Origin of the sequence: Fructobacillus broussonetiae, from assembly GCF_018437275.1 — a bacterium.
Classification (GTDB): domain Bacteria; phylum Bacillota; class Bacilli; order Lactobacillales; family Lactobacillaceae; genus Fructobacillus; species Fructobacillus broussonetiae.
On sequence record NZ_JAAMFK010000003.1, the window covers coordinates 128,407 to 154,572 of the forward strand.

Here is a 26,166-nt window from a genome sequence, read left to right on the forward strand (position 1 = left end):
GATTCAATCGCTATGCTATAATAGGTCCGTTTATCAATTAGATAAACGAATAAACACGGTGCGTTGCTTCCGATGACGGCACTTAAAAAACAATAGGAGAATTCATCATGAATCAAACAAAACACACGCTGGCTCTCACGTTCTCGCCAAAGGCAATCGTGAAGGACCTCGTCACTTTGAACAAAGCAACTTGGACCATGCTAGCCATCATGGTTGGCGCACAGCTTTTGACCTTTATTCTTTCTTCCGACCGTTCTGGTTTGGCCTGGTTAACCTTAGCCACCGGATTAGCCGCGGTCATTAACTTGGCCTTAGTTGACCAAGGAAAACAATCAAACTTTTTCTGGGGGTTGATTTGTACGGCGGCCTGGATGATGGTTGCTTTGCATTCCCGGACTTTCGGAGACGTCTTTGCGCAAGGCTTTGCCTTCCTCATGCAGTTCTCCGGAATCTACTTCTGGTCGAAGTCGCGTAACAACGAAAGGGGTGAGCTTGAGTTCAAGCAGATGACAAAGGCGCTTGCATGGGCGGTATTGGCCGTCACTATCATCACCTACTTAGTGGTTTTGACCATCTCAAAACATCTGAACGGCTTGCAGGTCTACCTCGACTCAGCGGTTTTGCCATTAAATATCATCGGGCAGTTGCTCATGACCTATGGTTACCGCTCCCAGTGGTTTGCCTGGATTGCCGTTGACATCGTGCAAGTGACGGTTTGGACGCAAAACTTTTTTGTGCTCGACGGCTCTTACGCCGTTTCCATGCTCACGTTACAAATTGTGATGTTGATCAACGCTTTGTACGGGGCTTGGTACTGGTACACAAGAGAAATTTAAACACATAAAATAAAAGCCTTTCTTCTTTAGAAAGGCTTTTTTATTTATCGGATATTTTAAGCGCCAGCTTTAACAGCTCGACATCTTTTTCGTATTTCTCCTAAAAGGCAGCCACTTCATTTGCCTATGCCCGACGGCCAATTTCATCTGACTTAATGTTCAAACGCAAGCTGACTGGCAAACGGTTCATCTTTAATCCATCCCCGAAATAAGCGGTGCCAACCAGTGCGCCACCATTCGTGATACGAAGTACCCGCGGTTGGATCCAACAATAACCGCAATCCTCATGAAACGTCCTTCTTTCTTCCATTGTTCTGCGCAAACAATCAGGAACAAAAATAAAGGTTTTTATGGAGGGCGCAGCCGGGATTGAATGGTGCCTTGCAATTGACACATGCTCCCTCTTGGTATTCGATGTAGGTTAGCAAAGTCAAACACGAACCACACAAGACTGGGTGCCCTTCTTTAGTCGAAGATGGGGCAAAGCTGTGGTTGGTTAATTCATCATGACATTTAAAGCAGGCGTAGTATTTTTCACACCGCCCACAAAGCAATCCAGCAATGTCGACGTCTTTGTGGTAATGCGTGCAGGTCCCTTTGGATCCTAAACCAATACCGTGCATGACGACAGGTGAGTTTTTTATCATGGGTCGCCCTTTCATGATCATCAATTAATAGCTAAATGCTTGAAGATAAAATCCTTGCTCCTGCTTAATTTTAACTGGCGCATGATGTAAGCGGTAATTGGCATCCAGTCGAATCATGATTTCGGCACTGCCACCAACACGTTGTTGAATCTTCGCTGCCAATTCAGCTGACATGAAAATCTTCTTTTTTTAAATCAACGTTAATTGTTCTTCTGTTATTTCAACACGTTTTGCTACTTCATCATTCGAAAGTCCGAAATATTCCATTGTTTCTTTCAAAACATCTGCAGCTGAAGTTTCACCAGCATCTGAGAGGACAATTGTATTTTCTTTATTTAACATATCTATCTCCTTATTAATGATAATCGATAACATCGATTAAGTTAACACTCACAATTTTTCGTTCATTTACACTTAGTTTGTCGTCGGAATCATATCCTTCAAAAATCAAACGGTAATTTGGACTAACCGTTACCGCGAAGTAAGCGTTCCCTTTTAGCTTGTGTAAACCAGAGGCTGGCATGTCTCTTAAATCCGCCAACTCATCCGCATAAGCAAACTGTTCCATACGAGATCGAATTTGATTCGAGATTTTCTTTCCATATTCTCTATTACGAAGACGCTCATCTTTGAATATACGAGATAGTTTTTTCTTTTTAAAATAACATTTCACCTCCCCACCTCAAATCTTTTGAATTAAGTTATGAAAGGATGAAGTGCATGGGAAAATATAAGTAAGTCAGTTATAAGGCTTAAGATAGTACAAATCTAAGCACTCTTCATTGTAGTGAGCGCTTATATAGCCCCCGTCCAAGTTCAGCAATAATTTCGTTGAAATTCCAGTTATCCGTTCAAAACTGTAAGCTAATTCTTGTGACATAAAAACTTGCTTATTTAAAAGCTTATCTAGTTCTGCAATCGGGACCGACAAGGCTATGGCCATATCCACTTTACTAACAGAAAAATCATCAATTAATTCTTTAATCAAATCTGCGCCAGACGATAGTTGCTTTGGATCCAATTTTATTTCTAAATCTGTATTCAGCATACATTTCTCCCTGTTCATTGTTTTAAATGCGTCAATTTCTAGGGTCAATATACAACGGTTTCCCGAATGATACTATTTTTTTCACGAAAATATGTCGTTTAGGGCACGCAGTTTTAATTAATAAAAAAGTTCATCATGTCAAAACTTAGAAGATTCGCTTAATTTAAAAATGATAGAATAAATATAAATATTCACACAATGAATCAGGAAGTACATTCTATGCTAAAAACCATTAAATTCTTAAAAAAAGAATCCTTAGGATTCGACACTTATACTTTCTATTTTGAGAAACCTGAACAATTAACATACACCGCTGGGCAATTCGCCCTTTTCATTCAGGGCGGTCTAACCAGGCCCCATCCATTTTCAATTTCTTCGGCTCCCTCCGAGAAATATTTGGCCTTTACGACGAGCATTAAGAGTCAGAGTCGTTTTAAGAAGCGTTTGATGAACCTGACTAAAGGAAACAAGATTTTATTCATTGGACCAATCGGTACAATGAATATCGATTATCAAAAAAAGAACCTCTTTATCGCTCAAGGAATTGGGATAACACCATTTCACGCCATTTTAGAAGAACAAAACAACAAGGGCAGTTTCTCCGAAAACAGCCTAATCCATGTTGCGAAAGGAGACCATCCTTTTAAGAACGTAACAGGCAAATTAGCATCAAAAGCTAGTTATCCAGAATCAAAAGAACAATTTGAAACGGATTTACTTGATCAGTTAGATAATGATGTTTTCTTCATCTCTGGCAGTTCATCCTTTGTATCTGACACTAAGCAGACCCTACTGGAGAACGGAATTCAAGAAGATCAAATTAAAACTGATGTTCTTTTTGGTTACAGGTATTAAAAAAGACGACCATTCTGGTCGTCTTTTCTTTTTATTAATTTTCAGACTAGCCTACAACCAATATCATTGAGGAATATTTTTAAATCATTCCCAACAGCAAAGCCATCACAGCCAATCCTGCCTGTTTGAAGAACAAGCTCGCCTTACCGGAAGAGTACCCACCATAAAGTGCAACCAGTACGATGTAAATCAGAATTGGTGTAACAAGCGATTTTTGAAAAAGAAGACCGTAGAGCATTCCAAAACCGATCAACGCGTTGTACACCCCTTGGTTCTTCAAAAGCAGTTGTACCTTTTCAACCTGAACGTCTTCTTTTGATAGTGAAAACAACGTTGCGGTCTTTTCAGATTTAGGCTCAATGGTTTCTCGATAGAAAATATAAAAGAATTCGATCGCCACAAGGACGTTCAAAACTGTTGTTAATTCAGACATAACTGTCTCCTTTATTTTTTAAACAAAAAGAGGATGACGCAAGCGGGAATCTTTGTCATCCTCTTGTTATAGTGGAGAAGAAGGGATTCGAACCCTCGCACGCTTTAACACGTCTACACCCTTAGCAAGGGCGCCTCTTCAGCCTCTTGAGTACTTCTCCATAACAGATAATACTATACCAGATTATCCGCATGACGGCAAGCATCGCGGGCGGTGCGCCGCCGACTTTTAAAGCCTGAAAAATACGAACTTAACGCGCCACCAGTGACATGATGGACAAGTTAAAGTGGTCCCAGATGCCCTGGTCATCCGCCTTGAAGTCTTCAATCAAGGAATCCTTAATTGGCTTAATAGTTCCGGCCTTTTCCTTGTATACATCAAAGAGTTCGAGGTTGCCCTCGTCGTCCCACTTCACGGTGTAGAAGGTGCCGTCCATGCGGTAGTCCAAAATTTCTTCCAAACCACGCTTCAACGTGCGCTTAATCACCTGATCTTCCGTGACGTTTTCGCCACGGGCGTTCAAAATGGCGACTTGGTCCTTTACTTGTTGATAGTCGTCTGCGACATCCATGCTATCCATCATGACCAGTCTCCTTTTACATGTAAAATCTTTGTCTTTATATTATAATAACTATAACTATTATACTAAGGTGAAAAACATGACACAACTGGTAACTGGCGATGAACAACGGGCCATTGAAACCTACACCATGGATGAAGTTGGTTTGGGTCAGGCCGTCTTAACTGAACGAGCTGCAATGGCGACGATGAATGTCTTAGCGGCCGGAAACTACGACCTCTCCAAAGTCTTAGTTCTTGCTGGACTCGGAAACAACGGATCAGACGGCGTGGCCTTAGCCCGCCTCTTGCACCAGGCAAAGATTCCGGTCACCCTCCAATTCGTTGGAAACGTCAAGCGGGCCAACGATAATGTGAAGGCCCAGCTCAAGGCTGCCGAAGCCTGCGGGGTTGAGCGCGCCGAGAAGTCCGATTTCAAGGAACCATCCTTGATTATCGACGCCATCTTCGGAACGGGCTTAAACGCTGATCTTCCGGATGGTCTCCAAAAGATGGTGAAGGCCGCAAACCACATCGACAACACGGTCGTCGCCTTAGACATCCCAACGGGGATTGACGCGACATCCGGTGAAATACGTGGAGCGGTTCTGAAGGCGTCAACTACCATTGCATTCGGTTTCCAAAAGGTTGGAACAAGCCGTGGCGCCGGCAAGAAGAATTCTGGTCGTATCATCGTCCAAGACATTGGCTTGATAACCCCAGAAAACTTTACCTTCTCAATTAAGTAAACAGACAAAAAGACGAACGGTTTTGCCGTTCGTCTTTTTTATTTGTGGTAAGGCGATCCCTGAGCAATCATATTGGCCCGGTAAATCTGTTCCACAAGCACCAAGCGCATGAGTTGGTGTGGCAGGGTCAGGAGTCCGAAGGACAAAAGCAGGTCAGCCCGCTTCTTAATCTTAGGGTCCAGTCCTAATGATCCACCAATGATAAAAGTCAACGTCCCATGCCCAGCAGTTTTTGCGGCTTCAAGCTTTTGGGATAACTTTTCAGAAGGCAATTGTTTTCCCTCAATGGCTAAGACGACCACGTAGTCGCGTTCACCAATCTTGGCCCAGATGCGTTCCCCTTCCTTAGCCATGATTTCTTCGTTTTCCGCCTCAGACGCTTTGTCTGGGGTTTTCTCGTCTGCAAGCTCCACCTGTTCCACTTTGGCAAAGCGCGACAGACGTTTTACGTACTCGGCAATCCCGTCTTTGAGGTACTTTTCCTTTAATTTTCCAACCGTAATAATCTTTATTTTCATTTAAATTTCAACCTTTCATTTTGGTCTAAGCAGAAAAGTTATCCCCCAAAAACGGACTTATCCACCTAGTTATCCACAGTTATACCCACGTTCTAAGCTATATAAAGGCGCTTCTTGTGCTATTTTACATCTTTATCCACAGGAAATGCTTTTTTCACCCGGTAAAAGTCCAAAAGATATCCAAGTTCACGAATGTTGATTTTAAGCCTTTTATCCCCAAATGTCCAACTTTATCCACAACCTTATCCACACCTGTTGATAAGCACATTTGTTCGCTTCTTTTTTCGTTTAAAATCTTCGGTTTTTTCTAAGTAAAGCGACGAAGAATCGCAATTTTTCGTTTAAGAACTTTATAAAACGAAGATTAAAGACGAACAAGACATACGAGCATCTCTCAATGCATAGATTTTACCCTAAAACAAGCGAACATGCATTCTTTAATTGGTCTAGTCGAAATTCGATTATGGTGATTACTTGACTTTTACAGGAACATAACAACTAAAAAAAGCAGCCGTAAAAACGACTGCTTTTTCTTTAGCGTCCATCCGCCTTCAAGCCTGCTATGTAGGCTTCGAGCGTCAAGTTATGCTTTTTCATGTACTGGGCGTTTTTGACACCCACGTAACGGAAATGCCATGACTCATAATCGATACCCGTCTGCTTAATTTGTTCTTTATCATTTGGGTAACGGAGAATAAATCCGTAATCGGCTGCGTGGTCGATCAACCATTTCTGTGACGCAAAGGTGTCCATCTCTGCTTCGAGGTTTGGATACTTTTCAAAGGCATCGCGTCCAGCCAAGTCGACGGCCAGTCCCGTTTGGTGTTCAGAAGAACCAGGATACTGCACAACCTCAGCGGTCTTCTTTTCCGCTTCAGCATCAGACATCCCCTCCGCCATGTTGTTTTGCTTTACACCAGCAAAGACTTCCTTTTGATACTGGATGGAGCGGTAACCAGAAATCAACTGCGTTTGGTAACCAGCAGCGCGTGCCCCCGACTGGAAGTCCAAGAGCGCTTGCTTAATTCGGGTATCCATTGCAATTCCAGAAACCTGCGTCTTATCGAAGTTAATTTCCTTATCGCGCTTGTTCCACTTATTGACGAGGACCAAATCCCAGTCAGAAGAAGAAACCCCCTTTGGGAGATCCTTTAGTTTCGTTTGAGTTTGCTTGCTACTCTCTGTTTTTCCGCTGCTTTCGTGCCGCTGCGGTTGCATGAAGTAGGATACTGCAAACGACAAGACGAGTGCGAGTAACAAACCACCAAAGGCAATCAACAAATGTTTTTTCTTTTGCGTCATTTCATCCTCCAATGCATAGAAAAAGGACCGGGAATTTCCCGGTCCTTTGAGATGGTCAGTCAGGGGCTCGAACCCTGGACCCACGGATTAAGAGTCCGTTGCTCTACCAACTGAGCTAACTGACCATGATGTCCTTATCAACAAGAATTATAATACCATAGGAACAAGGGAGTGGCAAGCGATTTCCCCATCTTTTTGAGAATTTATTCCAAAATTGGCATTGGTTTTTCCGTCAACGAAGGACGAATCAAAAAAGACCGTTTTTATTTTCAATCAAAACGAAAAAAGCAGACCTTCGCCTGCTTTTTAATCAATTTATTTCTTATCGTTATAACCGTTTGGGTTCTTTTCAACCCAGTTCCAGGCCGTACGGATAATGTCTTCCACGTTATCGTACTTTGGCGCCCAGCCCAAGACTTCGCGGGCAGCAGTTGAATCTGCAACCAAGATGTCCGGATCCCCGGCACGGCGGGGTCCGACTTTGGCTTCAATGTTCACACCAGTGGCCTTACGAGCGGCTTCAACCATTTCCTTCACTGAGAATCCAGTGGCTGAACCAAGGTTGAACTGAGCGGATGGGTTGCCGTTCTTCAAGTAATCCAATGCCAAGATGTGGGCGTCTGCGAGGTCAACAACGTGGACGTAGTCACGCACGTTGAATCCATCAGGCGTATTGTAGTCATCCCCGAACATTTCGATGTAGTCACGCTTACCAGAAGCGGCCTGCAAGATGATTGGGACCAAGTGCGTTTCTGGTCCGTGATCTTCACCAATTGAACCGTCAGGCATTGCACCGGCAACGTTGAAGTAACGAAGCGCAACCCACTTGATGTCGTAGGCTGAATCGGCCCATGCCATCATCTTTTCCATCATCAACTTTGATTCACCGTAAGGGTTGATTGGGTTTTGTGGGTCCGTTTCCTTGATTGGGATGTTAACTGGGTTACCGTAAGTGGCAGCCGTTGATGAGAAGACAATCTTCTTCACGTCGTGTTCCTTCATCACTTCAAGCAAGGTCACCATGCCGGCCGTGTTGTTATCGAAGTACTTCAAAGGTTCCGCAACGGATTCGGGAACGATTGAGAACGCAGCGAAGTGCACAACGGCTTCGATGTCTTCCTTGTCAAAAACTTCAGACAACGCCTTCTTATCACGGATGTCGACTTCATAGAACTTTGCTTCGGGTGCCACCGCCGCACGGTGCCCCTTTACCAAGTTATCGACAACAACAACGTCTCGACCATCCGCCAACAATTGACGAACCATGTGTGAACCAATGTATCCAGCTCCACCCAATACTAATACTGACATTCTTTTATTCCTCACTTAAATGATTATTGCTTATCCCAGCTAATCAAGGCCTCTGCTGAGACCTTCTCACCGTTTCGAATTCGATGCTTCGTTTCATTATCTAACACTTTAGCCTGCGATTCAACCTGGTGGCCGTAGTGCACCTCGTTCTCATAACGGATTGAAAAGCCCGTTGGTTCGTGCTCTTTCAAGAAATCGAGCGGCAAGACGTCTAACATCCACTCCATGTACTTAGAGTTGTTCACGTGCTTGTTCCCGTCAATGTCTAGGAATCGAACTTGATAGTTTCGGTCGAAGTCTGGTTCTTCATCCTTAATCTTAGGGATTCGAACCATCTTTTCAAGACGTTTTTCCTCGTGGCCACCGTATGGCTCCACGAGGTCCAATGGTAGCTTAATCATGCGTCGACTCTCGAGGTCAATTAAGGCCCAGAGCGAATCCATATCGATGATTACTTCACCAGAGGCGTCCTTGAAGTAGAAACCACGGTTAGCAAAGTAGGAGCTCCACTCGCCCGCCTTCGTTTCGATGGTGATGGTTTCACCGAGCTTGGGACGGCGCTTAATGCGCACGTCGTATTGTAAGATAACCCAGCCAAGCCCCCGTTTGTCGGTTTCTTTATAGCCGACATTGAGGTATTCTCCCTGCTTACGTGAGCATAGGATGGCCAGGTTTAACATCATGGAAAGCGACAGCTTTCTTGATAAATCAACCTGGTAGTATTCGATTGGCTGCGTAATTGAAAAAACGTCTGCCATAATTATTCCTCGATTTGATGATAAATTTTGTACACTTCTTGGCGTGCCATGCCCGTGGCCTTCGCCACTTGCTTAATCGCCGTGTTGGGCTTCATCCCACCGTCGACCAACTTTTGAACGGCGGCCTTCGGATCTTCCTCGGCTGCCTGGATGTCGTCTTGCGACTGCCCGTTTGCAACGGGCATCCCCATTGGCGCCTGCTTATCCTTTGATCCTTCGATCAAAACGACGAACTCGCCGCGAACCTCTTCTTGGTCTGCCCATTCGAAGGCTTCCTGAGCTGTTCCACGGAGGAACTCTTCGTAGCGCTTGGTGAGCTCACGTGCCAAAACGACCCTCCGGTCGGCCCCGAGCACTTCCACGACGTTTTCCAAGGTCTTCTTCAAACGGTGGGGCGCTTCGTAGAAGATGATGGTCTCAGGACGCCAGCCGAGCGTGGCTAGCTCTTCTTGCTGTTCCTGCTTCTTTCTAGGCAAAAAACCATGGAAGTAGAAGGGTTGTGGTACGAGACCCGAGGCGATCAAAGCCGTGATTCCGGCTGATGCACCAGGAACGGGAACAACGGGAATACCTGCTTCGATGGCTTGCGCCACGAGTTCTTTTCCAGGATCGGAAATGGATGGCAATCCAGCATCGGACACCTGGGCAATGTTGGTTCCGGCAAGAAGCTTGTTAACCAACTCCGGCGCTTTTTCCTGCCAGTTGTGCTCGTGCAAAGAGGTCTTCTCATTTTTAATCTCAAAGAAGTTCAAGAGCAACTGCGTGTGACGAGTGTCTTCGGCCGCAATCAAATCCACGTCCGTCAGGACTTGGATGGCACGGTTGGACATATCCTGAAGGTTACCGATTGGCGTTCCGACTAAGTAGAGCGTTCCAGTATTCTGTTGTGCAAAGGATTTTTGTGACTGCATCTTATTTCAAAACAATGGCCATTTCGAGGGCTACTTTTTCAAGTTTGGACTGGAAGGAAACTTGGACCTTCTTGAGCTGGTCGAAGACCAGCGTTTTTTCAAGGGCTTTTTGCAGTTGGTCGGTGCTGTAACGCTGTCCAATCTGTTTATAAAAACCGGCAAGTTGTGGGAAGTAAAGCGTCGCGTTCGCCCCGGACTTGTTCATGAAGACATCGCGGGCAAGCTGTTGAATCCAAAGCATAACCTCGTCTTCTTCGGCCTTCTCGCTCACCTTTGGTAACAGGGTGCTTTGCGTGTAGGCCATGACGGACACATCACGTACCATCGCCGTTTCAAACCACTTGAAAACAAGCGGTTGAACATCGTCTTTGAATGCGGCGAGTCCAGCCTGCGCCTTTGCTTCCACTTCCGGCGTTGGTGTCAGGTGAACGACCTGCGCACGCGAAACAATGGTTTGAAGCACGTCTTCGGCGCGGTCGGCCAGTAAAATGATCAACTGCGGACCGGCGGGTTCTTCGATGAACTTCAGCAAGGAGTTCGCAGCGGCCGTCGTCAGCGTTTCCACGCGGTCGATGATAAAGACCTTCACGTCGGATTCTAAGGCGGTCGTCGTCAGCTCCGGAACGATGGCACGAATCTGTGCAATCTTAATGGCTGCTCCTGGTTTTTCAGGTAGCACCGTGACCAAATCTGGATGGTCGAATAGCCCGATTCGCTTGGTGGTGTCCTCGTCGTCTCCGAGCACCATGGAAGCAAAGCGGAGGGCCAAAGCCAGTTTTTCTTCTTCTCCAGCACCAGCTAGAAGGTAGAGGTGGGAACGGCGGTCCTCTTTAACCGCCTGTTCAAACTGTTCGACGTTTTTTGGATAGGACGCTTCTGCTAATTCCAAAAAATCGGCCAACTCAAAGGCGGCCGATTCTTCTTGTTTCGCCTGTTTAATTGTTTTCTTAGCACCAGCCATTAGAAGCGGTAGAAATCGTCGATGGTTTGCGTGAAGACCGTGGCTCCACCAACCTCAACTTCAACTGGGAACGTGGCACCGCGATCCCCTTCAACACCCATTGGTGGCACCATGAACTGCTTACGTTTCTGTGATACTTCCTTGATGATGTCGAGCACTTCTTCGACGCGGTCGTCATCGATGGCGACCAAGAACGTCGTGTTACCAGAACGCAAGAATCCACCAGACGTTGACAAACGAGTGGCCTGAATCTTGTTCTTAACTAATGCGTTCGCCAACTTCGTGGCATCTTTGTCTTGCACAATCGCGTTAATGAGTTTCATGTTTTTACCTCCAATTAGCAGTTAAAATATCTTTTACTTGTTGTAAAACGTCTTCCTTGGACTGGCTCGCGTCCACGACCTTGATGCGGTCGGGATTTTCCTTGGCCAATTCCAGGTAAGTTTCACGAACCTTCTTGTGGAAGGACACTTTTTCGTTGTCCATCCGGTCAATCTTGTCCGTGCGGTTTTGGTGAATCCGCTCAAGACCGATTTCAACGGGTAAATCTAAGTAGATGGTCAGCTCTGGAAGAACTTTCTCACCTTCTGTTTCCCCTTGAATGGCAAAGTCATTGACGGCCATGATGGCGTCTTTACCGAGCCCGCGACCCCCACCTTGATAGGCAAGAGAGGAATCTAAGTAACGGTCCGAAAGGACAATTTTACCGGCCTTTAGGGCGGGCATGATGGTATGCACCACGTGTTCACGCCTTGAAGCGGCAAGAAGAAAGACTTCCGTCCAAGGATCGACTGGTGTTTCTCGGTCCTTTTTCAAGATGTCTCGAACCTCTTCTGCCAACGGATTTCCAGTTCCACCAGGCTCCCGGGTTAAGAGAACGTCTTTTCCAGTGAGCTCTTTCAAAAATGGAATCGCAGCGTTGATGACCGTCGTTTTTCCGGCACCTTCCGGACCTTCAAATGAAATAAAGTTTCGTTGGTTCATCGACTCCCTCACTTCTCTTCCGGATGGAACAACTTTGGCCCGTTTGCCGTCGTTCGACGACGCTTGGCCTCCTTATAGAGATAAGAAAAGCGGGCTTTTTTCAAAGCCGTTTGGGCCTGGACCATGTGACCATTTACCCGGGCGTCGACAAGTGCCGTCTCCGAGTCCTGGGCCTGTAAGTAATCCAGGCGAGCATGGTCGACCTGCTCCAAGAGAATCTGGTCGTACTTGGCCTTTAAATTGTTATGCTTTCTTTCTTTTTTCTTGAAAATCACAGTTCGTTTCGTCCTTCGATTGACTTAATTAACGTTAGTTGATCGGCATAATCGATATCGGATCCAACCGCGAGGCCTGAGGCCAAGCGGGTGACTTTGATATTCGCAGGCTTCACCAAACGGGCGATGTACATGGCCGTGGCCTCACCGTCCGTATTCGCGTTTGTTCCAACGATGACTTCCTTAATTTCATCATCCTTAGATAAACGACGGATTAAAGAAGGCAAGTTAATATCTTCTGGGCCCGTTCCCGCGGACGGTGAAATCACGCCGTTCAAGACGTGGTAAAGGCCGTGGTATTCCTGAGTCTGTTCCATCGCCATAACGTCCTTTGGATTCTGGAGAACCAAAACCACGGAGCGGTCACGGCTCGGATCCTGACAGATGAAGCAAGGATTTTCGTCCCTACTGGTAATGTTACCGCAAATCTCACAAAAAGTAATGGAATCCTTTGCGTTTGAAAGGGCGGAAGAAAAGTTCTTCACGTCCTCTTCATCCATCGACAGGGTGTAGAAGGCCAAACGAGAAGCGGTCTTTGCACCAATCCCTGGCAACTTTGAGTATGAGTCGATTAATTTGGCAATCGGTTCTGGATACTGCATCATCTTCCCTTAGTTTTTCTCTGGTTCAACTCGTACAAGGTCTTCACCGAAGAGATCCTTGGCTTCCTGTACGAGGTCATTTCTTTCTTCCGTCTTAGCAGCTGGTTGTGCTTGGCTTGCCCCAGCTGGCTTAGCAGAAGCAGCGCTTGCTTCTGGCAAAACCGTTGGCGTCAAATCAGACAAGGCAATCTTGACGGTGTTTCCCGCCTTCAAGGCCTTCACGTAATCGGCGCGGTCGTTTTTCCACTCATCTTGGCTACGCAGCACAAGGGTTGCGGGTAGTTCGGCGTCTTGCAAAACTTGGGCCAACTCAGCTTGGAGGTTGCCGTTCTTCAAGGCATTATCCTTCATGGCTGGGTAGTCAAAGGCCAAGACCAAGGCATCCATTGAGGCGGCCACCGGTTCGGCCGTTTGCAAAATGGCCTGTTCCTTAACCGCGAAGTCAGCAACCATGTCCGGCCATGCTGACTGAGCCTTGTTCAACTGGTCGCGCTTGGCCTGTGACAAGACAGCCTGAACCGGTTCGTTACCGGTGTAGACCGTGAGCTTGTTTTCGGTGGGAGCGGCACTTGATTGGGCAGCGGTAGCTGAAGATGGCGCTTCAGTTGCTGGTTGAGCAACAGGCGCTGGTTCTGAAGCTAGCGCTTCATCGACAGGTTGAGCGGCCGAATTGGTTTGTGGAGCCGGTGTTCCGGTTTGTGGCTTAGCTTCACTAGCCATTTGAGCTGAAGCGCCTTCAGCCGGCGTTTCTGCCACTGGTGTTTCTTCAGCGACCGGTTCTTCAACTTCAGGAACGGGTTCTTCTTGAACGGCTTCTTCTGGACGTGGTGTAGCCACTTCAGATCCTGGCGTTGCTTCTGGCTTTGGTGCGCTTGCTTCTGGAGCGTCCGTTGTTGGAACCGCTGTTTCAGCTGTTGGCTGGTTGGCAGCGGTTTCTGGTTCAGGCTGCTTGGCAGGCTGGACAGGAGCCGACTGCTGCGGCGCCCGTGGTGCCGTTTGTCCAGTGGTTGATGTGGCTGCAGTCGTTTGAGCCATCGGAGCAGCATTGCCCACCGGCGTCGTTTTCTGCGACAACTGCACCGTCAGGATTTCCAAGTAGATATCCGACTGCAAGGACTGCGCCAAGGCCGTCTTGACCTTGTCGATCACCTGCAACATCTCCTGAATCTTTTCCTGGCTTGTCTCCGCCAAAAAAGCCTTCAACTCCGCCTCCTTGGACTTCGCCTTCACGAGGTCCGGCGCCATGTCGACCAACATCACGTCACGCAAGGTTGCAATCAGGTCGGACAAGAAACGGTTGGCGTCCTTTCCGGACAGCAAAATTCCTGACAGGGATTCAAGCGCTTCGGCCGTCTGGCCCGCAAGCACCTGGTGCAAGTAAGAAAGCACCTGATCGATGTCAACGGAACCCGTAACCGTCAATGCGTTTTGCAAGGTTACCTTGTCGGGACCAAAGGCAATCACCTGATCCATGATGGACAAGGCGTCACGCATCCCACCTTCGGCAGCCGTTGCTACGACGTCCAAAGCGGCTTCTTCGTAGGCCTGGTCTTCTTGCTTCAAGATTTCTTCCAGGCGGTTTTTAATCGTTTGGTTTGAAAGACGCTTGAATTCGAAGCGCTGCGTACGAGACAAAATCGTCGCTGGCATCTTCTGAATTTCAGTCGTCGCAAGGATGAACTTCACCTGGGCTGGCGGTTCTTCCAAGGTTTTCAACAAAGCGTTGAAGGCACCGGTGGAGAGCATGTGCGCTTCATCGATGATGTAAATCTTGTAAGGGGCCTCGATTGGGGCGTAGTTGGCGGAATCACGGATGGAACGGATTTCGTCAACACCGTTGTTGGAGGCGGCATCGATTTCGATGATGTCCGGTTGGGCAGAACCCGCCTGATCGGGTCCGATACCGTTGACTTCACGCGCAAAGATTTTGGCGGCGGAAGTCTTTCCGGTTCCACGAGGGCCTGCAAAGAGGTAGGCGTGTCCCGTGGTCTTTTTGTCGATGGCATTTTGCAAAGTCTTTGTGATGACTTCTTGTCCTACCATCTCTGAAAAAGTCTTTGGCCGGTAAACCCGGTACAATGCTTGATACGCCATCGTTTCTCCCTTACAAAAAAAGCCGCCCCAGGGCGGTTTTGCTATGTACACAAGCACAAGGTCAAGCAATCTTAGAGCTGCTACATCTCTGTCCTGACTCGGTTCGAAAGAAAACCCTTGCCTGCTCTATTATTATATCGAAGATTTGAACCCTGCGCAAACAATTACGGCTTATTTTTTACCTATAAAAACGAGCGCCCCAAAGGGCGCTCTCCCCACGTGATGCCAACGGCTTAACGGCCATCCTCATCCGCTTCATCCACGTTCAAAGCTTCCGCCTTCTTCGCTGCTTTCTTCTTTGCTTTCGCCTTCTCTCGAAGGCTCTTAAAGAAGTCCTTTAACAAGGAAGCGGATTCGTCCTTCAGCACTCCTGGCACCACCTTCACTTGATGGTTCAAGCGGTCGTCCTCAAAGACAGAGTAAAGCGACGTTACAGCCCCCGCCTTTTTATCTTGGGCTCCGAAGTAAACCAAGGGAATCCGCGCGTTTAAGATGGCACCGGCACACATTAAGCAGGGCTCCAACGTCACAAAGAGCGTGGTTTCCTCCAAACGCCAGGTACCAAGCTTGGCATTCGCTTCTAAAATCGCATGCATCTCGGCGTGCGCATCCGTTTTTTGATCTTCTTCCCGGCGGTTACCAGCAGACGCGATGACCTCGCCATCCTTTACGATGACCGCCCCAATTGGGACTTCCCCACGCTCACCAGCAGCCTTCGCCTCTTTCAGCGCAAGCTCCATGAAGCGCTTCACGTCTTCACCTGGAACAGCTGGAACAACGGCCATTAGTTCTGCTCCTTCTTTGGATTCTTTGCCATCAAGATGAAGTAACCCTTCTTCTTTTCGATGACAGACACATCGTTAAAGACGGCTTCCAAGTTCTTTTGAGCAGATGGCGCCCCCTGCTTTTTTTGCAAGACGGCGATGATCGCTCCACCCTCTACTAGGTGGTCCGTTGCCCCTTGTAGCATGGCCGTCACGACTGGCTTTCCCGCGCGAATTGGGGGATTAACCAGGATAACGGCGTACTTATCCACAATGCGATCGTAAATAGAAGATTGGAATACGTTCGTTAAAGAAGCCACGCCGTTTCGATCAGCGTTGTGCTTGGCCAAGTCCAAGGCCCGGTCGTTGACATCGACCATGTCGACCTCACGGCCCCAAGCTTTGGCAACGGCGTTACCAACGGGGCCATAACCGGTTCCTAAGTCCAAGACCTTACCGGCAACAAATTCCTGTTGATCAGCCGCATCCAACATGACACGTGTTCCGAAATCGATGGTCTTCTTGGAGAAAACACCGGCATCGGTCTTAAAGTGAAGGTTGTTCCCCAGCAACTCAAAATCAAATTCTTGGTAGTCATGGGCGGCCGATGGGTCAGCCGTAAAGTATTGTTGACCGGAAATTTTGTCTGTCATGGGTGGTCCTTTCGAATAACAAGCGCATTTTGGTTAAGCGATGGGGCCGCGGCTTTCTGATTAATCATCAGAAAACATCGAGGGAAACGCGATTAAAACCGCATTATCCCCCATCGCATTTATGTACAAAAAAAGAGCACTGATGTGCTCTTTTAATATGAATTACTTCAAAGTAACTGAGGCACCAGTTTCTTCCAAAGCTTCCTTCATTGCTTCGGCATCAGCTTCGGCAACGCCTTCCTTAACGATTGAAGGTGCGTTGTCAACCAAGTCCTTAGCTTCCTTCAAACCAAGACCAGTTGCTTCGCGAACTGCCTTGATAACCTTAACCTTTGCAGTACCTGCAGAAGTCAATTCAACATCGAATTCTGACTTAGCTGCGGCACCGTCGCCACCAGCTGCACCAGCTGCGGCTACAGGAGCTGCTGCTGAAACGTCAAATTCTTCTTCAATAGCTGAAACCAAGTCAGCCAAGTCCAAAATCGTTGCATCCTTCAATGATGCGATAATCGCGTCTTTATCAAAAGCCATGATTAAATTCCTCCATTTTAAATGTTTAGTAAGTAATAGTTGTACTTATTATTATTCGGCAGCTTCGGCAGTTTCGCCTTCAGCTTCCTTCTTTTCTTGCAATGCCTTAACAGCATATGCAAAGCTCCGGATAGGGAACTGGAACTCGGCCATCAATTGACCAAGCAAACCTTCACGTGAAGGCAAAGTAGCGTACTTGTTAAGGTCGTCAAGTGATACGATTGATCCATCGATAACACCACCCTTAACAACCAACTTTTCGTTGGCGTCAGCGTACTTCTTCAAAATGCGTGCAGGTGCAACTGCGTCGTCTTCAGAGAAGGCAACGGCCGTAGGACCAGCAAACAATTCGTTCAATTCTTCAAAGCCGGCTTCCTTGGTAGCGCGTACAAGAACCTTGTTCTTGATAACTTCCAAGACAACACCTTCTTGACGTAATTGATGACGCAAGTCAGTTGATTCCGCAACAGTCAAACCACGGGGGTTAACCACAACGGCTGAAGTAGCGTTCTTAAATTGATCAGCAACTTCTTGAACCTTTTGCGCCTTCAAGGCAATAGCTTGTTCACTCATGTGAGATATTCTCCTTCCTATATATTTTTTTGCAAAAGAAACCCGCCTGCCAAAAGACAGACGGGTAGTTAGTTGAATAACTTCCTCGGCAGGAGATTAAGGCAAAAGCGCCACCTGAGTCTTAGGCAAAATTGATTTAATTTACTTGTTTAGTCTATCAGGTTAATCGACGGCTGTCAATTAAAGTGATGAGACGTCCAAGGTAACGGCTGGAGACATCGTTGAGGCAACAGCTACGTTAGAAACATAAGTTCCCTTAACAGCGGCTGGACGAGCCTTCAAGATAACAGCAGCGATGGCCTTGATGTTTTCAGCCAACTTGTCTTCGTCAAATGATACGCGACCAACAGTAACGGCAACGTTTCCGTCACGGTCAGTACGGTAGGTAACTTGACCACCCTTGGCATCTGAAACGGCCTTCTTAACGTCCATCGTAACCGTACCCGTCTTAGGGTTAGGCATCAATCCCTTAGGACCCAATGCACGTCCAACACGACCAACTTGGGCCATCATGTCAGGCGTTGCGATGGCAACGTCGAAGTCCAACCAACCGTCTTGGATCTTTTGAACCAAGTCAGCGGCACCAACGAAGTCAGCACCAGCGGCTTCAGCTTCCTTAGCCTTGTCTCCTTGAGCGAAGACAACAACCTTCTTCGTCTTACCAGAACCGTTTGGCAAAACCACGGCTCCACGAAGTTGTTGGTCAGCTTGACGCGTGTCAACGTTCAACTTGAACGTCAATTCTACAGATGCGTCGAAGTTGGCGTATGAAACTTGCTTCAACAAGGAAACACCTTCAGTCAAGTTGTAAGCCTTTTCGGCTTCAATCTTGGCTGCAGCTTCTAAATACTTCTTTCCGTGCTTAGTAGTCATTATTCTGCGTCCTCCTTGATTGCTGTACCTTCAACAGTCAAGTCCACTCCGTTGACCGTAACACCCATTGAACGGGCAGTTCCTTCGATCATCTTCATGGCAGCTGTGACGTCGTTGGCGTTCAAATCGGCCATCTTGTTTTCCGCAATGGCACGGATTTGGTCAAGAGAAACGTCTCCAACCTTCTTCGTGTTAGGTTCTCCTGAACCCTTACCAACAATCTTACGCAATTGGTCAGCTGCTGGTGGCGTCTTCGTAACGAATTCGAATGAACGATCGTCGAAAACAGAAATTTCAACAGGGATCGTTGAACCTGCTTGGTCCGCCGTCCGTGCGTTAAATTCCTTAGTGAATTGGGCAATGTTAATACCCGCTTGACCCAAAGCAGGACCAACTGGTGGAGCTGGCGTTGCTTTGGCCGCTTCGATTTGAAGCTTTACAACATTGATAACTTTTTTAGCCACGATATTTTCCTCCTCGTGTTGTGGTATCGCGTAGCTTCAGTGCTACTTCCACGCACGTCTTTGACATGCCCTATTATCATAACAAAAAAAGCCCCTCTCGTAAAGGGACTTTTCTTACCAAAGTCAGACCCGAACCGGATTCTAAGCCACTTCCCCAATTGAAAGTGAGCACAGCAGCATCCGAGTTCGATTCGACTCAAGAAATTTAAATTAAATGTTTGTGTCGATGTCGTTGAAGCCAAGTTCAGTTGGCGTTTCACGTCCAAAGACTTCAACCGTTGCTTCAACTTCTTGCTTTTCAGGGTCAATGGCACGGATAACACCTTCCATACCGTTGAATGGACCGGCAACGATCTTGATTGTTTGACCAACTTCAACGTCAAGGTCAACAACCTTTTCACCAGTCATGCCCATGCGCTTCATCAACAAGTCAACTTCTTCAGGCAACAATGAGTTTGGCTTTGAACCGGCACCGTGAGAACCGAGGAAACCAGTAACACCTGGCGTGTTACGGACAACGTACCATGCTTCGTCGGTCATGTTACCGTCTTGTGGGGTTGCCATTTCAACCAAAACATATCCAGGGAAGTCGTTTTCAATTGACGTCTTTACTTCACCGTCTTCAACGGTTGAAACTTCTTGTTCTGGAACCAAAACACGGAAGATTTGGTTCGTCATTCCCATTGTTTGCGTACGTGATTCCAAGTTTGTTTGAACCTTGTGTTCGTAACCTGAGTATGTGTGCACAACAAACCATGCTTTTTCGATTGAATCTGACATATTGCCGCGGGATTTTTCCCGCCCTCCTTTAATTAAATGATGGGTAAATAAAAAAGAGTCGATTTGACTCTTTTTTCGCTGTCTTAAGTATACTACAGGTCAGCTTAGTGTGCCAACAAGAAATTAACACCTTGCTTCAAGACCCAGTCAAAGGCCCCAATCAACAATCCAAACATAATGGACATGGCAAGAACGGCCACCGTTTCTTTAACGGTTTGGTCAAATGAAAGCCAAGTAACCTTCTTCATTTCTGACGCGACATTTTTAAAATAAGTAATCATGCTAGAACCTCACTTTGTTTCCCGGTGGAAGGTGTGCTTTCCACAATGGGGACAAAACTTTTTAACGCCAAGACGATCCGTTCGCCCCTTCGAAAGGGTGACGGTGTAGTTTCTTGAACCACATACATCGCAGGCTAATGATGCTTTTTGACTTGCCATATTCTGACCTCACTAGAGCTCATTATAGCAGGGAATCCCTACCATCACAAGCTAGCCCTCCTTCAGGGCCTTCAATACATTTTTCTTAAATCGATATAACACTTGAGCCGTCGACCGGTTTTTCCGGAGCCCCTTATCCTCTCCTCTTCCAATGAGAAAGGCAACGACGTCTCGGTAGTGTCTTCTGTCGGTGCTACTCACAGAAAGCAGCGCCTCTTTTAATTGGTAAATCTTTTCTGGATTATAGCTATCCGTTTGGAAGTTGGAATCTTTATCGAAGCTATTATCAAAATCGAGCATCTCTGAGTAAAAACGTCCTTTTTGACTGACCAAACCTCTTTTTATATCGCGGGCTTTATTAAACAAAGCCTGCGTGTAATAAGTCGAAAACTTTGCACGCGTATCTTTCACCGAATAACATCGGACACAATCCGCCAAAGTCAAAAGCGCTTCGGACTCCCAGTCATCTGGTCGAAATTGACCAGCCAACTGTTCGTCGTAAACCTTAAAAACCAACCCCCTTGTCTTAACGTGCAGAACGGTAAAGGCACAATCATGCCCGTTTTGCCCCGCCAAAACAGCTGCTAACATCTTCTCTCTCACCAAGCACCCTCCCTATATCAGAGGGTGAAAAGACCCCCTGTTATTTTGGGTGTCTCTTGCTAAAACCTTGGTAGATCAAAAGGGAAGCAGCGACCGAAGCGTTCAATGATTGAACGTGACCAATCATTGGAATCGTCAGCATGGCATCCACCTGCTTCTTCAAAAGAGGCGAAATTCCCTTTCCTTCGTTTCCAATGACCAAGGCCGTGGCACCGGAAGCATCCCAGGTGCGGTAGTCTTGACCGTTCATATCCGTCCCAAAGACCCAGAGGCCTCGGTCCTTCAAGGTCTTAACCGTTTGAACTAAGTTCGTCACACGGCAAACCGGGACGTGTTCAATGGCTCCCGTTGAAGCCTTAGCAACCGTTCCCGTCAATTGTACGGAACGACGCTTTGGAATGATGATTCCATGAACGCCGGCTGCATCAGCCGTACGCATGATTGAACCAAGGTTATGAGGATCTTCGATTTCGTCCAAGATCAAGAAGAATGGTTCTTCTCCTGCTTCTTTGGCCTTATCAAAAAGGTCGTCTAATTCGGCATAGTCATAGGCCGCAACCGATAGGACCAATCCCTGGTGATTGCCGCGGTCAGCAAGTTCATCCAATTTTCCCTTTGGTCCTTGCGTAACCACAAGGCCACGGTCCTTAGCCAGCTTCGTCGCCTCTTGGGCAACGCGGGGATTCAGTCCCGTTTGCAGCCAAAGCTTGTTCAGACTTTGGTCACCCTTCAAGGCTTCGATAACGGCGTGGTGACCGTAGATAAAGGCTTGATTACTTTGTTTTGGCATCGTCTGTTCTCCCTTGTTCAACTTGGTCATAAATCCAATCCATCATTTCGTCTAAGCGTTCCATCTGACCAGAAAGGTACAAGTACCCCACCATGGCTTCCACACCTGTCGAAATCCGGTAAGCCACCACGTTCGTGTTTTTAGCTTTCGTGTAGGACTTCGCGTTGCGGCCACGCTTGAAGTAGTGCGTCTCTTCATCCGTCAAGTAGTCGTCTTCACGCATCAAATCATAGATTGCGGCGTGTGCCTTAGCTGACACATAGTGCCTTGACTTCTTTTGGAGATCATTTACTTTCGTCAAACCAGTTTTTACGAGGTGTGTGCGAACCTTGATTTCATAGATGGCGTCGCCAATGTAAGCAAGAGACAACCCATTCATTTGTTCGTAGTCGAGTTTTTCCATAGTCTTTCCAATGGAACGTGTCGTTCGAACACGTTCAGTCTATATTCTAAATCGTGGTAAAGCATGCTTAGCTGTCAGTTAGGGTCGTTTTTTATCCTAATTAACCGCTAATAGACAAATGTTGACGCATTCTCTATTTTTGTAGGTGCTTTTCAAAAAAAGAACCCGGCCTCTGGATAAAGAAGACAGTGCCGGGATTCGATTTTATTTACTTTGCTTGTTTCTTTGCTTTCATCGCCTTGTACCAGCGCCAGCTCCACATGACAACAAAACCTAAGATAACGGTTCCCATCAAGTGAATGGCAATGGCCCCTTGGTTTTGGGGTGGCCATATAAGGAGCGTGAAGATCAAAAGAACAAAGGACGTCATCAAAGCTTGCAACCACTGGTTCCAATTCGTGACTTGGTAATCATTGTGCGGAATGGCTTGAGGGAAAAGACGGTATTGAATCTGTTCTCCAGCTGGTGAAAACGCAGCGATGTAATAAACCGCTAACGCAAAGATGAACCAGTTGGCATCGTAAACAGAGTTTCCAGCCTTTATTCGCCAAATCAACAGTCCAAGTACGATGAGGGCTGGCACGATGGCAATGGCGTAAAGTTGCTTCTTTGACAACTTCTTGACCCATTCCATCCAGTTAATTTTCACTTCTTTCATAGAAGCCTCCTTGAAATACTACTTACAGTTTACTCTATTTTAGGGCTTCTCACAATAAAAAAAGCCAGTTGCGAACGCTTATCAACAAGCATGGTTCGCAACTGACTTTTCTAATTGTACCTTAGTCTTCGTGGTCCATCTTTTGGGCTACGTCGTCTAATGTAGGCATTTCTTCTGCTGAATCTTCTGGCTTTGCAACCACTTCACCAACAACTTCTGGCTTAATCTTGCGGTATTCCGTCATACCCGTTCCGGCTGGGATAATCTTACCAATGATAACATTTTCCTTAAGTCCGACAAGTGGGTCGTTCTTTCCGCGGATAGCGGCATCCGTCAAGACACGAGTCGTTTCCTGGAAGGAAGCGGCTGACAAGAAGGAGTTCGTTTCCAAAGCGGCCTTCGTAATTCCGAGCAAGACAGGACGAGCCGTCGCTGGAATCTTACCAGCAAACAATGCTGGTTCGTTAGCACGCTTGAAGTCAGCGATATCAAGAAGTGTTCCTGGAAGAAGGTCAGTCTGACCTGGATCCATGACGCGCACCTTACGAAGCATTTGACGAATCATAACTTCGATGTGCTTGTCGGAAACTTCGATACCCTGCAAACGGTAAACCTTTTGGATTTCTGACAACATGTATGATTCAGTTGTCAACGTATCCGTAACGGCAAGCAATTCCTTAGGATCGATTGGTCCTTCGTTGATTGCTTCACCACGCTTGATGAAGTCACCTTCGCCAAAGCGCATGCGAGCCGTCAATGGCAACGTGTACGTACGAGTATCCGTTTCACCTTCAATCGTGACGTCCTTTGTACGTTCAGCTGGGTTTTCTTCGATTGCAGTAATCTTACCCGTAACTTCTGAAAGTTCGGCACGTCCCTTAGGAATACGTGCTTCAACAATTTCTTGCACACGAGGCAAACCTTGCGTGATATCGTTTCCACCGGCAACTCCACCCGTGTGGAAGTTACGCATGGTCAACTGAGTACCAGGTTCACCGATTGACTGAGCGGCAACAGTACCAACTGCTTCACCAACCTCAACTTCTTCACCAGTGGCCAAGTTACGACCGTAGTCGAGAACGGACACACCGTGTTCAGTAGTTGAAGTGAAGACAGAACGAATCGTTACTTCTTCAATACCAGCAGCAACAATCTTCTTGGCTGCAGCTTCATCAATCATTTCGTTACGTGGCACAATCTTTTCACCAGTTTCTGGATCAAAGATTGTCTTCATGGCGTAACGACCGAGGATACGGTCGTACAATGGTTCAACCACTGAGTTACCATCGGTGATGGCAGAAACCGCCACACCGCGGTCAGAACCGTTGTCGTATTCACGAACAATAACGTCCTGAGCCACGTCGACCAAACGACGAGTCAAGTAACCAGAGTTGGCCGTCTTCAAGGCCGTATCGGACATTCCCTTACGGGCACCGTGGGTAGAAATAAACATTTCCATAACAGTCAACCCGTCACGGAAGTTAGACGTAACTGGCAATTCGATAATCTTACCACCAGGTCCGGCCATCAATCCACGCATTCCGGCAAGCTGAACGAAGTTAGAGATGTTACCACGGGCTCCAGAATCCTGCATCATAAAGATTGGGTTCTTCAAATCGAAAGTCGTAACCAATTCGTCTTGGATGACATCCTTGGCCTTTGACCAGATTTCGATAACACGTTGGTAACGTTCCGCATCCGTGATCAAACCACGACGGAATTGCTTTGTAACCGTAGAAACTTCCTTGTGAGCGTTAGCCAAAATTTCTGGCTTGTCAGCAAGTTCCGTAACGTCGGTCATGGCAACAGTCAAACCAGACTTGGTTGAGATGTCATAACCGATGTCCTTCATACGGTCCAAGAGAAGTGACGTTTCCGTCACCTTGTACTGCTTGTAAACAGCAGCGATGATATCTGACAAGAAGCCCTTCTTGAATGGCTTGATCACGTCTTGATCAGCCAAGAAGTCCTTGATGTCTTGACCAGGTTCCATGAAGAAACGGTCGTCGATACCATTGAAGTTTTCTTCTGAAGGTTCGTTGATGTATGGGAAGTCAACTGGCAAGATTTCGTTGAAGATAATCTTTCCAACTGACGTAACCATGATCTTTGAACGTTGTTCATCAGTAAATGGCTTTTCTGATGGGTATGAAGACGTTTGAATTCCAACACGCGTGTGGAAGTGAACCAACTTGTTTTCGTAAGCCAAACGGGCTTCGTCAACAGAGGAGAAGATCATACCTTCTCCTTCGCGGTCTGCTTCTTCAGTGGTCAAGTAGTAGTTACCAATAACCATATCCTGAGAAGGGGCAACGATTGGGTTTCCATCCTTAGGTGCCAAGATGTGACCTGCGGCCAACATCAACAAACGAGCTTCGGCTTGCGCTTCATCAGACAAAGGCACGTGAATGGCCATCTGATCACCATCGAAGTCGGCGTTGTACGCTTCACAGATCAATGGGTGCAAACGCATGGCCTTACCTGAAACCAATACTGGTTCGAAGGCCTGGATTCCAAGACGGTGCAAGGTAGGTGCTCGGTTCAAAAGAACTGGGTGTTCCTTGATAACGTCTTCCAATACGTCCATGACGTCCTCGTCGGCCTTGTCGATCTTACGCTTAGCAGACTTAACGTTGCCAGCCAAACCACGGGCCGTCAATTCCTTCATGATGAATGGACGGAACAATTCGACTGCCATTGGACGTGGCAATCCCATTTGGTTCATCTTCAAGAATGGACCAACATCGATAACGGAACGACCAGAGTAGTCGACACGCTTACCAAGCAAGTTTTGACGGAAACGTCCTTGCTTACCCTTCAACATGTGTGAAAGGGACTTCAATGGACGGTTACCAGGACCGGCAACTGGACGTCCACGACGACCGTTGTCCATCAAAGCATCGACGGCTTCTTGAAGCATACGCTTTTCGTTTTGAACGATGATACCTGGAGCGTGCAAGTCGAACAAACGCTTCAAACGGTTGTTACGGTTAATCACACGACGGTACAAATCGTTCAAATCGGAAGTGGCGAAACGACCACCTTCCAATTGAACCATTGGACGCAAGTCAGGTGGGATAACAGGAATAACATCCATTACCATCCATTCTGGCTTGTTTTCTGATTGCAAGAAGGCCTCAATGATGTCCAAACGGCGAACCGCACGGACACGCTTTTGACCAGTTGCTTCTTGCAATTCTGCCTTCAAGGCAGCTGCTTCACCAGCAAGGTCAACGGAAGCCAACAAATCCTTGATGGCTTCGGCTCCCATACCAGCCTTAAAGTTAGCACCGTATTCCTTCTTCAAATCGCGGTATTCGCGTTCTGTCAAAAGGCGCTTCTTTTCAACGGGTGCATCACCTGGATCAGTTACAACGTAAGAAGCGAAGTAAATGATTTCTTCCAGTGAACGTGGTGACATGTCCAAGACCAATCCCATACGTGAAGGGATTCCCTTGAAGTACCAGATGTGCGTTACTGGGGCAGCCAATTCAATGTGACCCATTCGTTCACGACGAACCTTTGCAGAAGTTACTTCAACTCCACAACGATCACAGACGATTCCCTTGTAACGGATCCGCTTGTACTTTCCACAGGCACATTCGTAATCCTTGGTAGGACCAAAGATACGTTCATCAAACAAACCGTCTTTTTCCGGCTTGAGTGTTCGATAGTTAATCGTTTCAGGCTTCTTAACCTCACCATGAGACCAGTCATGGATTTGATCAGGAGAAGCGAGACCGATTTGCATAGATTCGAACTTGTTAACATCGATTGCCATCTATTCGGTCA

Annotated in this window: 35 protein-coding genes, 2 tRNA genes, 1 other RNA gene and 1 other annotated feature; of the genes, 3 read left to right on the plus strand and 35 right to left on the minus strand. The window is 47.0% G+C overall.

The window, feature by feature from the left end:
* The first annotated feature begins 107 nt into the window (after positions 1 to 107).
* Positions 108 to 836, plus strand: a complete 729-nt coding sequence (gene pnuC, locus G6R29_RS03155) for a nicotinamide riboside transporter PnuC (RefSeq protein WP_213808913.1) — start codon at positions 108 to 110, stop codon at positions 834 to 836.
* A 326-nt stretch (positions 837 to 1,162) separates the two neighbouring features.
* On the opposite strand, the gene G6R29_RS03160 is transcribed toward pnuC, so the two are convergent.
* The 5 genes from G6R29_RS03160 to G6R29_RS03180 all read right to left on the minus strand — a co-directional run bounded on the left by G6R29_RS03160 (position 1,163) and on the right by G6R29_RS03180 (position 2,531).
* Positions 1,163 to 1,504 carry a CHY zinc finger protein gene (locus G6R29_RS03160; RefSeq protein ID WP_338017262.1) on the minus strand — a complete coding sequence of 114 codons (342 nt, stop codon included), beginning with the start codon at positions 1,502 to 1,504 and terminating at the stop codon, positions 1,163 to 1,165.
* A gap of 3 nt (positions 1,505 to 1,507) precedes the next feature.
* A complete protein-coding gene (locus tag G6R29_RS03165; RefSeq protein ID WP_213808915.1) occupies positions 1,508 to 1,657 on the minus strand; it encodes a hypothetical protein in 150 nt (49 codons plus the stop codon).
* 15 nt (positions 1,658 to 1,672) lie between these two features.
* A complete protein-coding gene (locus G6R29_RS03170; protein ID WP_213808916.1) occupies positions 1,673 to 1,825 on the minus strand; it encodes a hypothetical protein in 153 nt (50 codons plus the stop codon).
* Positions 1,826 to 1,838: 13 nt separating this feature from the next.
* Complete coding sequence (locus G6R29_RS03175; protein ID WP_213808917.1) at positions 1,839 to 2,156, minus strand: type II toxin-antitoxin system RelE/ParE family toxin; 318 nt, start codon at positions 2,154 to 2,156, stop codon at positions 1,839 to 1,841.
* 66 nt (positions 2,157 to 2,222) lie between these two features.
* Positions 2,223 to 2,531 (minus strand): hypothetical protein, encoded by a 309-nt coding sequence (locus tag G6R29_RS03180; protein WP_213808918.1) that lies wholly within the window; start codon positions 2,529 to 2,531, stop codon positions 2,223 to 2,225.
* 219 nt (positions 2,532 to 2,750) lie between these two features.
* On the opposite strand from G6R29_RS03180, the gene G6R29_RS03185 reads away from it, so the two are divergent.
* On the plus strand, positions 2,751 to 3,386 hold the full coding sequence (locus G6R29_RS03185; protein WP_213808919.1) for an FAD-dependent oxidoreductase: 636 nt from the start codon (positions 2,751 to 2,753) through the stop codon (positions 3,384 to 3,386).
* A 79-nt stretch (positions 3,387 to 3,465) separates the two neighbouring features.
* Here the strand turns inward: G6R29_RS03185 and G6R29_RS03190 are convergent, their stop codons facing one another.
* From G6R29_RS03190 to G6R29_RS03200, 3 genes are all read right to left on the minus strand, one after another.
* Positions 3,466 to 3,819: a DUF1304 domain-containing protein gene (locus tag G6R29_RS03190; protein WP_213808920.1), complete on the minus strand. Its 354-nt coding sequence runs from the start codon at positions 3,817 to 3,819 to the stop codon at positions 3,466 to 3,468.
* A 72-nt stretch (positions 3,820 to 3,891) separates the two neighbouring features.
* Positions 3,892 to 3,979, minus strand: a tRNA-Ser gene (locus G6R29_RS03195).
* A gap of 90 nt (positions 3,980 to 4,069) precedes the next feature.
* The gene (locus tag G6R29_RS03200; RefSeq protein WP_213808921.1) at positions 4,070 to 4,402 is read right to left on the minus strand and encodes a hypothetical protein; all 333 of its coding nucleotides are present in this window, start codon (positions 4,400 to 4,402) and stop codon (positions 4,070 to 4,072) included.
* Positions 4,403 to 4,478: 76 nt separating this feature from the next.
* On the opposite strand from G6R29_RS03200, the gene G6R29_RS03205 reads away from it, so the two are divergent.
* Positions 4,479 to 5,126 (plus strand): NAD(P)H-hydrate epimerase, encoded by a 648-nt coding sequence (locus tag G6R29_RS03205; protein ID WP_213808922.1) that lies wholly within the window; start codon positions 4,479 to 4,481, stop codon positions 5,124 to 5,126.
* A 38-nt stretch (positions 5,127 to 5,164) separates the two neighbouring features.
* Here the strand turns inward: G6R29_RS03205 and rlmH are convergent, their stop codons facing one another.
* The 27 genes from rlmH to rpoC form a co-directional block, all read right to left on the minus strand.
* On the minus strand, positions 5,165 to 5,644 hold the full coding sequence (gene rlmH, locus G6R29_RS03210) for a 23S rRNA (pseudouridine(1915)-N(3))-methyltransferase RlmH (protein ID WP_213808923.1): 480 nt from the start codon (positions 5,642 to 5,644) through the stop codon (positions 5,165 to 5,167).
* 534 nt (positions 5,645 to 6,178) lie between these two features.
* Entirely contained in the window at positions 6,179 to 6,946 is a 768-nt protein-coding gene (locus G6R29_RS03215; protein WP_213808924.1) for a M15 family metallopeptidase, read from the minus strand.
* A 52-nt stretch (positions 6,947 to 6,998) separates the two neighbouring features.
* Positions 6,999 to 7,071 (minus strand) — tRNA-Lys (locus G6R29_RS03220).
* A gap of 190 nt (positions 7,072 to 7,261) precedes the next feature.
* Entirely contained in the window at positions 7,262 to 8,257 is a 996-nt protein-coding gene (gene galE, locus G6R29_RS03225) for a UDP-glucose 4-epimerase GalE (RefSeq protein WP_213808925.1), read from the minus strand.
* A 23-nt stretch (positions 8,258 to 8,280) separates the two neighbouring features.
* The gene (locus tag G6R29_RS03230) at positions 8,281 to 9,015 is read right to left on the minus strand and encodes an acyl-[acyl-carrier-protein] thioesterase (protein WP_213808926.1); all 735 of its coding nucleotides are present in this window, start codon (positions 9,013 to 9,015) and stop codon (positions 8,281 to 8,283) included.
* A gap of 2 nt (positions 9,016 to 9,017) precedes the next feature.
* A complete protein-coding gene (gene rsmI / locus G6R29_RS03235) occupies positions 9,018 to 9,926 on the minus strand; it encodes a 16S rRNA (cytidine(1402)-2'-O)-methyltransferase (protein ID WP_213808927.1) in 909 nt (302 codons plus the stop codon).
* Position 9,927: 1 nt separating this feature from the next.
* Complete coding sequence (locus G6R29_RS03240) at positions 9,928 to 10,887, minus strand: DNA polymerase III subunit delta (protein ID WP_213808928.1); 960 nt, start codon at positions 10,885 to 10,887, stop codon at positions 9,928 to 9,930.
* Positions 10,887 to 11,210 (minus strand): cyclic-di-AMP receptor, encoded by a 324-nt coding sequence (locus G6R29_RS03245; protein ID WP_213808929.1) that lies wholly within the window; start codon positions 11,208 to 11,210, stop codon positions 10,887 to 10,889. Before G6R29_RS03245 ends, G6R29_RS03240 begins: the two co-directional genes overlap by 1 nt.
* Before the next feature lie 4 nt (positions 11,211 to 11,214).
* Positions 11,215 to 11,871, minus strand: coding sequence for a dTMP kinase (tmk, locus tag G6R29_RS03250; RefSeq protein ID WP_213808930.1), 657 nt, complete (start codon positions 11,869 to 11,871; stop codon positions 11,215 to 11,217).
* 8 nt (positions 11,872 to 11,879) lie between these two features.
* The gene (locus tag G6R29_RS03255) at positions 11,880 to 12,146 is read right to left on the minus strand and encodes a DUF2508 family protein (protein WP_213808931.1); all 267 of its coding nucleotides are present in this window, start codon (positions 12,144 to 12,146) and stop codon (positions 11,880 to 11,882) included.
* Positions 12,143 to 12,748 (minus strand): recombination mediator RecR, encoded by a 606-nt coding sequence (gene recR / locus G6R29_RS03260; protein ID WP_213808932.1) that lies wholly within the window; start codon positions 12,746 to 12,748, stop codon positions 12,143 to 12,145. Before recR ends, G6R29_RS03255 begins: the two co-directional genes overlap by 4 nt.
* A 9-nt stretch (positions 12,749 to 12,757) precedes the next feature.
* On the minus strand, positions 12,758 to 14,842 hold the full coding sequence (gene dnaX, locus G6R29_RS03265; protein WP_213808933.1) for a DNA polymerase III subunit gamma/tau: 2,085 nt from the start codon (positions 14,840 to 14,842) through the stop codon (positions 12,758 to 12,760).
* A gap of 42 nt (positions 14,843 to 14,884) precedes the next feature.
* Positions 14,885 to 14,971, minus strand: an RNA gene (ffs, locus tag G6R29_RS03270) — signal recognition particle sRNA small type.
* A 104-nt stretch (positions 14,972 to 15,075) separates the two neighbouring features.
* Positions 15,076 to 15,627 carry a tRNA adenosine(34) deaminase TadA gene (gene tadA / locus G6R29_RS03275; RefSeq protein WP_213808934.1) on the minus strand — a complete coding sequence of 184 codons (552 nt, stop codon included), beginning with the start codon at positions 15,625 to 15,627 and terminating at the stop codon, positions 15,076 to 15,078.
* Positions 15,627 to 16,259, minus strand: a complete 633-nt coding sequence (locus G6R29_RS03280; protein WP_213808935.1) for a class I SAM-dependent methyltransferase — start codon at positions 16,257 to 16,259, stop codon at positions 15,627 to 15,629. Before G6R29_RS03280 ends, tadA begins: the two co-directional genes overlap by 1 nt.
* A 162-nt stretch (positions 16,260 to 16,421) precedes the next feature.
* Positions 16,422 to 16,790 carry a 50S ribosomal protein L7/L12 gene (gene rplL, locus G6R29_RS03285; protein ID WP_213808936.1) on the minus strand — a complete coding sequence of 123 codons (369 nt, stop codon included), beginning with the start codon at positions 16,788 to 16,790 and terminating at the stop codon, positions 16,422 to 16,424.
* Between the two features lie 51 nt (positions 16,791 to 16,841).
* Complete coding sequence (gene rplJ / locus G6R29_RS03290) at positions 16,842 to 17,363, minus strand: 50S ribosomal protein L10 (protein ID WP_213808937.1); 522 nt, start codon at positions 17,361 to 17,363, stop codon at positions 16,842 to 16,844.
* Positions 17,364 to 17,389: 26 nt separating this feature from the next.
* Positions 17,390 to 17,507: a sequence feature (ribosomal protein L10 leader region), on the minus strand.
* Between the two features lie 36 nt (positions 17,508 to 17,543).
* Positions 17,544 to 18,236: a 50S ribosomal protein L1 gene (rplA, locus tag G6R29_RS03295; protein ID WP_213808938.1), complete on the minus strand. Its 693-nt coding sequence runs from the start codon at positions 18,234 to 18,236 to the stop codon at positions 17,544 to 17,546.
* A complete protein-coding gene (rplK, locus tag G6R29_RS03300; protein WP_213808939.1) occupies positions 18,236 to 18,700 on the minus strand; it encodes a 50S ribosomal protein L11 in 465 nt (154 codons plus the stop codon). The genes rplA and rplK overlap by 1 nt, the downstream gene beginning before the upstream one ends.
* A 210-nt stretch (positions 18,701 to 18,910) precedes the next feature.
* Positions 18,911 to 19,480 (minus strand): transcription termination/antitermination protein NusG, encoded by a 570-nt coding sequence (gene nusG, locus G6R29_RS03305; RefSeq protein WP_213808940.1) that lies wholly within the window; start codon positions 19,478 to 19,480, stop codon positions 18,911 to 18,913.
* A 104-nt stretch (positions 19,481 to 19,584) separates the two neighbouring features.
* A complete protein-coding gene (gene secE / locus G6R29_RS03310) occupies positions 19,585 to 19,761 on the minus strand; it encodes a preprotein translocase subunit SecE (protein WP_213808941.1) in 177 nt (58 codons plus the stop codon).
* A 9-nt stretch (positions 19,762 to 19,770) separates the two neighbouring features.
* Positions 19,771 to 19,920: a 50S ribosomal protein L33 gene (gene rpmG / locus G6R29_RS03315; protein ID WP_213808942.1), complete on the minus strand. Its 150-nt coding sequence runs from the start codon at positions 19,918 to 19,920 to the stop codon at positions 19,771 to 19,773.
* A gap of 51 nt (positions 19,921 to 19,971) precedes the next feature.
* Positions 19,972 to 20,523, minus strand: coding sequence for a hypothetical protein (locus G6R29_RS03320; protein WP_213808943.1), 552 nt, complete (start codon positions 20,521 to 20,523; stop codon positions 19,972 to 19,974).
* A 40-nt stretch (positions 20,524 to 20,563) separates the two neighbouring features.
* Complete coding sequence (rlmB, locus tag G6R29_RS03325) at positions 20,564 to 21,313, minus strand: 23S rRNA (guanosine(2251)-2'-O)-methyltransferase RlmB (RefSeq protein ID WP_213808944.1); 750 nt, start codon at positions 21,311 to 21,313, stop codon at positions 20,564 to 20,566.
* A complete protein-coding gene (locus G6R29_RS03330) occupies positions 21,297 to 21,716 on the minus strand; it encodes a Mini-ribonuclease 3 (protein WP_213808945.1) in 420 nt (139 codons plus the stop codon). Before G6R29_RS03330 ends, rlmB begins: the two co-directional genes overlap by 17 nt.
* Positions 21,717 to 21,924: 208 nt before the next feature.
* A complete protein-coding gene (locus tag G6R29_RS03335; protein WP_213808946.1) occupies positions 21,925 to 22,374 on the minus strand; it encodes a hypothetical protein in 450 nt (149 codons plus the stop codon).
* Positions 22,375 to 22,495: 121 nt separating this feature from the next.
* The gene (gene rpoC, locus G6R29_RS03340; protein WP_213808947.1) at positions 22,496 to 26,155 is read right to left on the minus strand and encodes a DNA-directed RNA polymerase subunit beta'; all 3,660 of its coding nucleotides are present in this window, start codon (positions 26,153 to 26,155) and stop codon (positions 22,496 to 22,498) included.
* Positions 26,156 to 26,166: the final 11 nt, after the last annotated feature.

Bases quoted from the DNA above. Each gene is read 5' to 3' on its own strand.
- pnuC (WP_213808913.1), top strand. From the start codon at position 108: ATGAATCAAACAAAACACACGCTGGCTCTCACGTTCTCGCCAAAGGCA.
- G6R29_RS03160 (WP_338017262.1), bottom strand. From the start codon at position 1,504: ATGATCATGAAAGGGCGACCCATGATAAAAAACTCACCTGTCGTCATG.
- G6R29_RS03165 (WP_213808915.1), bottom strand. From the start codon at position 1,657: ATGTCAGCTGAATTGGCAGCGAAGATTCAACAACGTGTTGGTGGCAGT.
- G6R29_RS03170 (WP_213808916.1), bottom strand. From the start codon at position 1,825: ATGTTAAATAAAGAAAATACAATTGTCCTCTCAGATGCTGGTGAAACT.
- G6R29_RS03180 (WP_213808918.1), bottom strand. From the start codon at position 2,531: ATGCTGAATACAGATTTAGAAATAAAATTGGATCCAAAGCAACTATCG.
- G6R29_RS03185 (WP_213808919.1), top strand. From the start codon at position 2,751: ATGCTAAAAACCATTAAATTCTTAAAAAAAGAATCCTTAGGATTCGAC.
- G6R29_RS03190 (WP_213808920.1), bottom strand. From the start codon at position 3,819: ATGTCTGAATTAACAACAGTTTTGAACGTCCTTGTGGCGATCGAATTC.
- G6R29_RS03200 (WP_213808921.1), bottom strand. From the start codon at position 4,402: ATGATGGATAGCATGGATGTCGCAGACGACTATCAACAAGTAAAGGAC.
- G6R29_RS03205 (WP_213808922.1), top strand. From the start codon at position 4,479: ATGACACAACTGGTAACTGGCGATGAACAACGGGCCATTGAAACCTAC.
- rlmH (WP_213808923.1), bottom strand. From the start codon at position 5,644: ATGAAAATAAAGATTATTACGGTTGGAAAATTAAAGGAAAAGTACCTC.
- G6R29_RS03215 (WP_213808924.1), bottom strand. From the start codon at position 6,946: ATGACGCAAAAGAAAAAACATTTGTTGATTGCCTTTGGTGGTTTGTTA.
- galE (WP_213808925.1), bottom strand. From the start codon at position 8,257: ATGTCAGTATTAGTATTGGGTGGAGCTGGATACATTGGTTCACACATG.
- G6R29_RS03230 (WP_213808926.1), bottom strand. From the start codon at position 9,015: ATGGCAGACGTTTTTTCAATTACGCAGCCAATCGAATACTACCAGGTT.
- rsmI (WP_213808927.1), bottom strand. From the start codon at position 9,926: ATGCAGTCACAAAAATCCTTTGCACAACAGAATACTGGAACGCTCTAC.
- G6R29_RS03240 (WP_213808928.1), bottom strand. From the start codon at position 10,887: ATGGCTGGTGCTAAGAAAACAATTAAACAGGCGAAACAAGAAGAATCG.
- G6R29_RS03245 (WP_213808929.1), bottom strand. From the start codon at position 11,210: ATGAAACTCATTAACGCGATTGTGCAAGACAAAGATGCCACGAAGTTG.
- tmk (WP_213808930.1), bottom strand. From the start codon at position 11,871: ATGAACCAACGAAACTTTATTTCATTTGAAGGTCCGGAAGGTGCCGGA.
- recR (WP_213808932.1), bottom strand. From the start codon at position 12,748: ATGCAGTATCCAGAACCGATTGCCAAATTAATCGACTCATACTCAAAG.
- dnaX (WP_213808933.1), bottom strand. From the start codon at position 14,842: ATGGCGTATCAAGCATTGTACCGGGTTTACCGGCCAAAGACTTTTTCA.
- tadA (WP_213808934.1), bottom strand. From the start codon at position 15,627: ATGGCCGTTGTTCCAGCTGTTCCAGGTGAAGACGTGAAGCGCTTCATG.
- G6R29_RS03280 (WP_213808935.1), bottom strand. From the start codon at position 16,259: ATGACAGACAAAATTTCCGGTCAACAATACTTTACGGCTGACCCATCG.
- rplL (WP_213808936.1), bottom strand. From the start codon at position 16,790: ATGGCTTTTGATAAAGACGCGATTATCGCATCATTGAAGGATGCAACG.
- rplJ (WP_213808937.1), bottom strand. From the start codon at position 17,363: ATGAGTGAACAAGCTATTGCCTTGAAGGCGCAAAAGGTTCAAGAAGTT.
- rplA (WP_213808938.1), bottom strand. From the start codon at position 18,236: ATGACTACTAAGCACGGAAAGAAGTATTTAGAAGCTGCAGCCAAGATT.
- nusG (WP_213808940.1), bottom strand. From the start codon at position 19,480: ATGTCAGATTCAATCGAAAAAGCATGGTTTGTTGTGCACACATACTCA.
- secE (WP_213808941.1), bottom strand. From the start codon at position 19,761: ATGATTACTTATTTTAAAAATGTCGCGTCAGAAATGAAGAAGGTTACT.
- rpmG (WP_213808942.1), bottom strand. From the start codon at position 19,920: ATGGCAAGTCAAAAAGCATCATTAGCCTGCGATGTATGTGGTTCAAGA.
- rlmB (WP_213808944.1), bottom strand. From the start codon at position 21,313: ATGCCAAAACAAAGTAATCAAGCCTTTATCTACGGTCACCACGCCGTT.
- G6R29_RS03330 (WP_213808945.1), bottom strand. From the start codon at position 21,716: ATGGAAAAACTCGACTACGAACAAATGAATGGGTTGTCTCTTGCTTAC.
- G6R29_RS03335 (WP_213808946.1), bottom strand. From the start codon at position 22,374: ATGAAAGAAGTGAAAATTAACTGGATGGAATGGGTCAAGAAGTTGTCA.
- rpoC (WP_213808947.1), bottom strand. From the start codon at position 26,155: ATGGCAATCGATGTTAACAAGTTCGAATCTATGCAAATCGGTCTCGCT.